Origin of the sequence: Okeania sp. SIO2F4 (assembly GCF_010672385.1) — a bacterium.
GTDB lineage: Bacteria > Cyanobacteriota > Cyanobacteriia > Cyanobacteriales > Microcoleaceae > Trichodesmium.
Genome location: NZ_JAAHGT010000355.1, coordinates 1 through 9,048, shown reverse-complemented (window position 1 = coordinate 9,048; position 9,048 = coordinate 1). Strand labels below are relative to the sequence as shown.

At 36.9% G+C, this 9,048-nt stretch carries 8 protein-coding genes; 6 read left to right on the top strand and 2 right to left on the bottom strand.

All coding sequences use genetic code 11. The annotated features are described in order from the left end of the window. Window positions 1-779: 779 nt before the first annotated feature. Together F6K22_RS21200 and tsaD are read right to left on the bottom strand one after the other, a co-directional pair. Entirely contained in the window at window positions 780-1,298 is a 519-nt protein-coding gene (locus F6K22_RS21200) for a GNAT family N-acetyltransferase (RefSeq protein WP_293102301.1), read from the bottom strand. A 1,375-nt stretch (window positions 1,299-2,673) separates the two neighbouring features. Then, window positions 2,674-3,735, bottom strand: a complete 1,062-nt coding sequence (gene tsaD, locus F6K22_RS21195; protein ID WP_293102299.1) for a tRNA (adenosine(37)-N6)-threonylcarbamoyltransferase complex transferase subunit TsaD — start codon at window positions 3,733-3,735, stop codon at window positions 2,674-2,676. Between the two features lie 343 nt (window positions 3,736-4,078). On the opposite strand from tsaD, the gene F6K22_RS21190 reads away from it, so the two are divergent. The 6 genes from F6K22_RS21190 to F6K22_RS21165 all read left to right on the top strand — a co-directional run. Further along, window positions 4,079-4,567: a Photosystem I reaction center subunit III gene (locus tag F6K22_RS21190; protein ID WP_293102296.1), complete on the top strand. Its 489-nt coding sequence runs from the start codon at window positions 4,079-4,081 to the stop codon at window positions 4,565-4,567. 146 nt (window positions 4,568-4,713) lie between these two features. After that, window positions 4,714-4,839 carry a photosystem I reaction center subunit IX gene (psaJ, locus tag F6K22_RS21185; protein ID WP_293102293.1) on the top strand — a complete coding sequence of 42 codons (126 nt, stop codon included), beginning with the start codon at window positions 4,714-4,716 and terminating at the stop codon, window positions 4,837-4,839. A gap of 358 nt (window positions 4,840-5,197) precedes the next feature. Further along, entirely contained in the window at window positions 5,198-6,013 is an 816-nt protein-coding gene (locus tag F6K22_RS21180; RefSeq protein ID WP_293102290.1) for a carbon-nitrogen hydrolase family protein, read from the top strand. Between the two features lie 689 nt (window positions 6,014-6,702). Beyond that, window positions 6,703-8,121 carry a cation:proton antiporter gene (locus F6K22_RS21175; RefSeq protein ID WP_375340181.1) on the top strand — a complete coding sequence of 473 codons (1,419 nt, stop codon included), beginning with the start codon at window positions 6,703-6,705 and terminating at the stop codon, window positions 8,119-8,121. A gap of 205 nt (window positions 8,122-8,326) precedes the next feature. Then, window positions 8,327-8,680 carry a hypothetical protein gene (locus F6K22_RS21170; RefSeq protein WP_293102284.1) on the top strand — a complete coding sequence of 118 codons (354 nt, stop codon included), beginning with the start codon at window positions 8,327-8,329 and terminating at the stop codon, window positions 8,678-8,680. Then, the coding region (locus tag F6K22_RS21165; RefSeq protein ID WP_293102281.1) for an RNA-guided endonuclease InsQ/TnpB family protein at window positions 8,586-9,048 on the top strand (463 nt) is incomplete at its 3' end. The genes F6K22_RS21170 and F6K22_RS21165, both read left to right, overlap by 95 nt.

Sequence of the window (9,048 nt, the reverse complement as noted above, 5' to 3'; positions counted from 1 at the left end):
CCTAAATTATTAGGAAAATTGGCAAAAAAGGTTGCTGCAAATTGATAATAATTAGGGTTTGCTGAAAAAGTATGCATGGTATGGGTAGGAGTTAAGAGTCAGGAGAAAGGAGACAGGAGAAATGGTATGGGAGCGAGGAGGTAGGAGTAAGAATTGTCAGAGTGATTTTTCTGCCATACTCTGGCCTAAAATACTAACTTTTTGAGGGTTTTAGACTGAAACAGGCGCACTTTTTAAAGGCCCCAAAAAGGCACTTGTCTTTATATTTCAATGCTTTTCGATTTATAGTCATTCCAGTTAAGATTGAGACAGAGAACCAAATGTTTCTGATATCTATTGACAAAGACTTAAATTTAGGTATAGAGTGGACATATCCGGTTGGGCAAAACCCGTCAATGCCTGTGGATGAGTAACTGCCGACGGCCTCACAAGAAGCAAGGGACGCCCTTATGTAACGTCCGTACACATCAATTTGTCACTTCTTGTGACGCTTTGTATCAGTTTTATGAAGCAGATAGCCTCTAATATTCATACATAGATAGTTATAGTCAAAAAAGGAATAGGGGAGTAAAGAGGATATATTTTTTCGTTTGTTGTTTTTGTCCAAATAAAACTTATTGATTTATCTCAACATTGAGATAAAAATTTGCTTTTAAATTTTGTCGCCTAATATAACATTATTTTTGATTTTGCCTAGGGTTTGTGCAAAGAAATCCGATTGCTAGGAAAAATTAGGTTTTTGGGTTCGGATGCGTAAGTTATGTTAGATATATCCACTCTTATTCACTTTTATAGTTATTTTTTACTTCCTCAAGATGAAGCCCCACAATCACTAAATCTCGCCTGATACCATCTAAATCAGCTACTTTTGGTAGATAACCCCAACGTTCAAAACCAAATTTATCAAATAAACTTAAACTAGGATTGTTATGAGCAAATATAAAGCCGAGTAAAGTCTTAATTCCCAACTGAGGACTACGATAAATTGCCTCTGAAAGTAATTTTTTTCCTATTCCTTGACCTTTATATTCAGGAGCAACATATATACTTACTTCTGCTGTAGCTTTGTAAGCTGGTCTGCCATAAAAAGACTGAAAACTCAGCCACCCGACAACTTTATCATCCAATTCAATGACCAAAATGGGACGACTATTTGGTGAGTGTTCTTGATACCAAGAAATACGACTCTCAACCGATATAAGTTCCAAATCTGCACTAGCAATACGACTAGGAATTGAGGCATTATAAATTTCTACAATTACAGTTAAGTCTTTTGCTTCAGCATTTCTAATTTTCATTACTTATGTAGCAGTCTAATTTGAATTTGTGCAGAAAAAATTTTGTCATTTTTATCAATGTTTACTACAAATATTTGGAGTGTTTATAGTAGTCAGTAGTAAGTAGTAACCTAAAAAGAGCTTATGATTATCATTTTTTACCTTGAAACAATTCTATTTTAGCAAAGTAAGTATTTCCTGCGGAATGCTGCACAAACAGCCCTCAGGTAGCCTCTTACAGAGGAACTACTCGATCGACTATTAGCTATTAATTCATTGCCTTTAAAGCAGGAATTAGTATTGAGAGATTTAACGAGAATTAAAAGTTTTGAAAAAAAACTAATCTTGACCACGAGAAGTGTATATTCATTATTTATCAAATCGCTAAAAGCTGACCGTAAGCAAGCTAGCTGAATGCTTACCGAGCAAATATATATCTGACTTCAAGCATTTTAGTTGACCAAATTATTCACGCCACATTCTTTTTTAATGCCTGGTATAACATCATATCCGGTAGCATGAGTATTATGAAAGTACGGTTCAATAATTAATAATTAATAATTAATAATTAATAATTAATAATTACCTCTTCTTAAAACAGATATAGCAATCCGCGCATAGGTTGCGGGTAATTAAAAAGTAAAAAAAAAAGTTGAAACTCCTACCTGTTGCCTGTTGCCTGTTGCCTGTTGCCTGTTCCCTAAAAAGCAGTAAGATTTTTGCCACGAATAAAATAGGATTGCTATAGTGGGACTTACACATTTTCTGGGCAAAAAAATGCTTGAAAATCAGTCTAGGGAAGGGAATTACGTCAAAAGCCTAAAAATGGCTAGAACTATTGGTAATAAAGGAATTATACTTTTTCGACGTAAAAGCCTCTGACTGTCTATATTTGATCCTATTTTTTTCTGCTTTTTTGTGTAAGTCCCGATAGGATCGGTTAAAAGGAATTTTTTTCTTCTCAAGGGGAGATTGGAGGCAAGCGAGGAGACCTCGGCATCCCTCGACCGCTTTTTTCTCTTTGCTCATGAGAGGCTTTAAACCTTATTTTTTCGGCAAGGAAGAAGGAAGAAAAAAGAGGTAAGAAGGTTTCAAAGAAGAAAAAAACTTCAACGAAGGGTAGATATTTCCCAAACGCTTACACAAACGATACAAACTGACATGATATAATTCACGTCAATATTTTCTACATAAACTTAGTAGTAAGCTACTGCGTGAAAACCAAAAAGTAGTAGTTGAAAATATTTATTTCACAGGCATCGTTCGGAATCAAAAAATTAGCTAAAAGTATATCTGATTGTGATTGGGGAATATTTCTCAACTTTCGCTCATTACAAGCTAAAAAGAAGAGAAGGTAAGCTAATAGAAATTGATAGATTTTTCCCTAGTTCTAAACTCAAGGAAATTTGTATAATTCCATCACATCTTGAATACCCATTCGGGAACTAGCTCCTAAGTTCAGAGATGAAATATGGCCACGACTGAGATGGTCAGCCGCAGCACAACCAATCATAGCTGCATTATCCGTACATAATTTTAGTGGCGGAAATAGCACCTGCAAATTATGACTCGCTGCTGCTCTACTTAAGTGCCATCGCAAACCACTATTAGCTGCTACACCTCCACCAATAGCAATTGTATTTAGGCCATAGTCTAACGCACAGGCGATCGCTCTTTTTGTTAACCCCTTCGCTACAGTTTCCTGAAAGCTAGCTGCAATGTCCCTAATTAGGGAAGACTCAGATAATAACTCATTATCCTCTTTTTCTAATTTCTGAACTAATCGCAATACTGCAGTTTTTAGTCCACTGAAACTAAAATCATAAGGATGATAACCTCCTCCTGGCAAAGAAATTTTCCCTTCAGGAAGAGCAAAGGCTAATTTATTCCCTTCTGCTGCTAATTTATCAATTACAGGTCCACCCGGATAACCAAGCTTTAATAATCTAGCTACTTTGTCAAAAGCTTCTCCTGCTGCATCATCTCTTGTTTGGCCTAAAGTTTCATATTCCCCACAGTCTTTGACATAAATCAAACTTGTATGGCCTCCAGAAACCAACAAACACAGAAAAGGTGGTTTTAACTCTGGTTGACTCAGATACGTTGCATAAATATGACCTTCTAAATGATGGACTCCCACAAATGGCTTGTTATGGACAATAGCCAGAGTTTTTGCTGCTGTTAGACCTACTAACAGAGCGCCAACTAAACCAGGCGCACAAGTAGCTCCTATACCATCAATATTTGGCCAATCTAAATCCGCCTCTATCAAAGCCTGAGCGATCGCCTGATTAATTATTTCTAAATGTTGCCGTGAGGCTACTTCTGGAACTACACCTCCATAAAAGCTATGAATATTAATTTGTGACTTTACAATATTACTTAAAACTTGATTATTCTTAACAATTGCCACAGACGTTTCATCACAACTTGTTTCTATAGCTAAAACCCTTGTCATTGCTTGATAAATTGATATTAATATTGTCAGAATACCAGCACTAAATAAATTTGGTGTTGGTATGAATAAAGTATTGTAAAATCAAACAAACAATAAATACCTGCGGTGGGGCACATCGTGGTAAAAATGTCTGTGGAGAAGATGCAGAAGGCATTACATAAATATTGGCCTATCTAGCATTTATGGAAACAGAAAATCTCCCTTGTGAGGTCAAAAATGCCACTTCAAAATAATCCCTTTTGGAGCTGGGAAAATCTTAATTAGAAAATCCCTACTTTTAGCTTAATTTAGCAACAGAAGTATGGATAATTGTCAACACTTTGTAATAAAAGGAAACAATTCCATGAGACGATTGTTGGCTTTAGTTTTAGCCATTAGTCTTTGGGTAACTTGTGTACCTACAGCATCAGCATATAACTTAGTCCCCTGTTCAGAATCACCTGCTTTTCAAGCACTAGCTGAAAATGCTCGCCCTACTACCGGCGATCCCGAATCTGGTACAAAACGATTTGAACGTTATTCTCAAGAACTTTGTGGAGAAGACGGTCTACCTCATTTAATAGTAGATGGAAGTTTGGAACACGCAGGCGACTTTACCATTCCCAGCATTTTATTCTTGTATATTACAGGTTGGATTGGTTGGGTAGGTCGTTCTTATCTTCAAACAATTAAATCTCAGAAAAATCCAGAAGAAAAAGAAATTATTATTGACGTACCTTTAGCAATCCAAAAAATGCTAGGTGGCTTTTTGTGGCCTGTGTTAGCCTTAGGAGAATTTACCTCTGGCAAAATGTTTGCTAAAGACAACGAAATTACTGTTTCCCCTCGCTAGAAAAGTGAGCAACCAAGCAGTTAAAATGAGGTAATTTTAGTCAGTATAAAAATACTAATTAATAATTACCAAATTTATCTAAAACAATGTTAAAAACATTGTCTGAACAATACCTGATTTAAAAATCAGTTTCAGGAGAAATATTAATGCAAGACTTACTTAAGTATCTGTCCACAGCCCCTGTTTTGGCTGCAATTTGGATGACTGTCACAGCCGGAATTTTAATCGAATTTAATCGCTTTTTCCCAGACCTGCTTTTCCATCCAATGTAAAAGCAGAAAAGTTAACATTTTGGGTTAAGTCAAAATTTGTCTGAACTATTGAAATATTAAGATTGAATGTAATAGTCTGACAAACGATTTAGATCAAATTCAGCCTCAATTGCTTAAAAATAGTGGTGGATGCAGAAATCAATATTCTCAACTAAATACATTTGAAAATTTGATTTCTGACACCATCCTATATATAGTAGTTGTGATATTAATGAGGTAGAATATTTATTTATCTTGCCTATTCCTTATTTGTTGTCCCTGAAAATCCAAAACTTGTATATATATCTAAGCCTTGGTGAGAAACCCTATACAAGAAAGGTAAAATCAAAAACTTTAAGACCCCTGAAAAACTGACTTAATGAAATCCTATCTCGCTGCCGCAATATCAATGACAAGCGTACCTGACTTGTCAAAAAATTTAGCACAAGCAGAAGAATTAATAGACTTAGCTATCCGTCAAGGTGCAGAATTAGTTACCTTGCCCGAAAATTTTCCCTTCTTGGGTGAAGAGGAAGAAAAAATATCTCAAGCAGAAGCGATCGCCACAGCAAGTGAAAAATTTCTCAAAACAATTGCTCAAAAATACCAAATTACAATTTTAGGAGGTGGGTATCCAGTACCGACAACAGATGGCAAAGTCTACAATGTTGCATCTTTAATTGAGCCTAATGGCATAGAAGTAGCAAGGTATGAAAAAGCACATTTATTTGACGTTAACTTACCCGATGGTAATACCTATCGAGAATCAAACACTGTCAAAGCAGGTACTCAGTTACCATCAGTGTATGCATCAAAAGATTATGGAAATTTAGGTATATCTGTATGCTATGATGTAAGATTCCCTGAACTATACCGACATCTCTCAAATGCAGGAGCAGAAGTTCTATTTGTACCAGCAGCATTCACCGCATATACAGGAAAAGACCACTGGCAAGTATTACTCCAAGCGCGAGCCATAGAAAATAGCTGTTATATTATTGCCCCAGCTCAAACAGGTAATCACTACGGCAGAAGACAAACTCATGGCCATGCAATGATAGTTGACCCCTGGGGTTTGATTTTGGCAGATACCGGGGACAAACCAGGCGTGGCGATCGCAGAAATTGACCCTAGTCGGTTACAACAAGTTCGTAGACAAATGCCATCTCTCCAGCATAGAGTATTTTATTTGTAGAAGTGAATTTCTATATAGGGTTTGCTGAAAAAGTCTCATTATCAAGGTAGTTCAATAATTAATAATTAACAATTAATAATTACCGAAAAATTAATAATTAATAATTAATAATTAAATAATTTGCGCCTTGAAGCCTCCCCTTGGATAGGGGAAAACAAAGACAATATTCCTTATATTCAATTCCCGAGGGGTTTTAACCTTCTTGTAATTATCAAGTTCGCAATTATCAATTATTCATTAATGAACTCTTCTTATAACGGATAGGATTGGCTAAAAGGATTTTTTTCTTCTCTTGGTCGATTGGATATAGTTAGGTAACTCATCCACCCTCGACCGCTGTTTCTCCATGAATAGAGAGGCTTTATACCTGAATTTTTCGGTAACAGGCAACAAGTAATAGTTTGAATATCTATTTTGCTGCGCTTTTTTCCAGGATTTTTGGAAAAATGCAAGGTTCTTGAGGCTCAAATACTTATTTTCTTGCACTTCAAGGTATTCTTAACAAGGCTAAAAATTTTAATACCACAAGGTTTCAGATTTATTCAGCAAGCCCTATATAGATATCTCGAACTCTAAAAGACTAACTCTAGTATATTTTATAACCATTAGAAAATATTTTTATACCCCAAATATAACCCTCTCTACCCAAAGTCCTGTTACATTAAATCAGGATGATTTAGAAAGACTTGATGTTTAGTTTAATAGCAGGGTCCAATTTTTTTAGTGAAATTTTCTTATTTCCTTTATCAGGAAAAATCGCACCGATACTAGCTACGGCGACTGAAATGGGAGCCGAACCAGCAATGGTAGTAGCAGGAGTGCTTCTGAGCCTAGTGGCCATTTATATCGCTAGTAAAGCAGGGGGCGAATTTTTTAACTGGCTGGGTTTTCCACCAGTATTAGGAGAACTGGTAGGGGGTGTAGTTATCGGTATTTCCGCCCTAAATTTAGTAATTTTTCCAGAAAGCGGGGCTGATAGTTCTTCGTCAGTAATTATTAGTCTCTTAGAAGCAACAGCAGGTTTAGCTCCTGAAGCTGCTGAGGCTACATTTCAAGTCCAAAGTGAGGTACTAGAAGTTTTAGCAGAACTTGGTGTAATCATTTTGTTGTTTGAAATTGGTCTAGAATCTAACATTAGAGACTTGATGCAAGTTGGTATTCAGTCCCTAATTGTAGCAACTGTCGGAGTAACGTTGCCATTTGTTGCTGGTACAGCAGGAATGATGGGGATATTTCATGTCTCAGCAGTACCAGCAATTTTTGCCGGGGCTGCTCTTACAGCGACCAGTATTGGTATTACTTCCAGAGTACTTGCAGAAATTAACCGTCTCAACACACAAGAAGGTCAAATTATTCTTGGTGCTGCAGTTATAGATGATGTCATGGGTATTATTATCCTGGCAGTAGTAGCAAGTTTAGCGAAAACTGGCGAAGTGGATATAATCAACGTAGTGTATCTAATCATTAGTGCCAGTGTATTTTTGGTAGGCGCAATATTGCTAGGTCGTTTCTTTAATGACACTTTTGTGTTCTTTGCTGAAAAATTTAAAACCCGAGGAAGGGCAGTTATTCCAGCTTTGACAATTGCATTATTTATGTCTTACGTTGGTACTGCTATCCATTTGGAGGCAATATTGGGAGCTTTTGCTGCTGGATTAGTTTTAGATAACTTAGATGAAACGGAAGTAGGAAAAGAATTGGAAGAATTAATTCGTCCTATTTCTGATGTGATAGTGCCAATCTTCTTTGTCACTGTGGGTACAAAAACTAATCTAGGGGTGCTCAACCCAGCTATTCCTACTAACCGGGAAGGTTTAGTAATTGCAATCTTCTTAATAGTAGTTGCTATTATCGGTAAGGTTGCCTGCGGTTTTAGTGTATTTGGTTTGGGTTCAGTTAACCGTTTAGCTATTGGTGTTGGTATGGTGCCACGAGGTGAAGTTGGTTTGGTCTTTGCCTCAGTTGGTTCTGCTAGTGGTGCTTTATCTCCTGCTTTGGATGTGGCAATTATTCTCATGGTCATTATTACAACATTCTTAGCGCCTCCACTCCTGCGAGTAGTGTTTGGAGAAGCAGAAGCAGAAGAAGTACCCGAAACTTCAGGGTAGTTTTTAGGCGTTGCTGAATGTCGGTATGGTATCTCGAGAGTCAGGTCAGGTAGGGGATCTACAGAGAATAGAAAGGAGCATTGACTTAATCAAAGAATAACGATATACTGCGTATTTAAGCGTGGTATTAGGCTAGCTGCTCTTACATCTACCATGAAATCCATGACTAACCAAGCTCAAACTTAATAATAAGCAGAAAACCCAGATGGCAACTCACGCAGGTTATAACAGATGGTGCTATAACTGGGGTTTAAGTCTGTGGAATGCTGCATATATTGATGGTTATAAGCCAAACGCCCGTAAGCTTAGAGAGGTTTTTACCAACCACACAAAACCTATGAATCCCTGGATGAAAAGCTTGTCATCTAAAGTTTATCAATATGCTTTCATCCACTTGGGTGAAGCATTTAAGAGGTTCTTTCAAGGATTGGGTAAACGCCCAAGGTTTAAGAAGAAAGGTAAACATGATTCTTTCACAATTGAAAACCAGTGGAAAGCCCATAGAATTAAATGGGTGGAATCACAAATTACCTTTCATCGGTTGGGTCAAAACTTATGAACCCATTGAAGCAACTACTCAGAAAATAAGTATTAGTAGACAGGCAGGTGATTGGTACTTAAGTTGCAGCTATGAATTCACTCCTACTTCAACACCTAAAACTATTGATGTAGTAGGTGTTGACTTAGGTATAAAAACATTAGCAACTTTAAGTGATGGGAAAGTTATGACAAGTGTAAAGTCTTACGGTAAGTTTGAAGCCAAGCTTTCGAGACTACAATACCTTAACCGAAATAAAATTATAGGTTCAGCTAACTGGAGGGCAGCACAACTTAAAATTGCCAAGCTACATCGGAAAGTAGCTAATATCCGTAAAGACGCGCTTCATAAATTGACAACATACGTAAGCCTTGAACCACGGCAGTGTA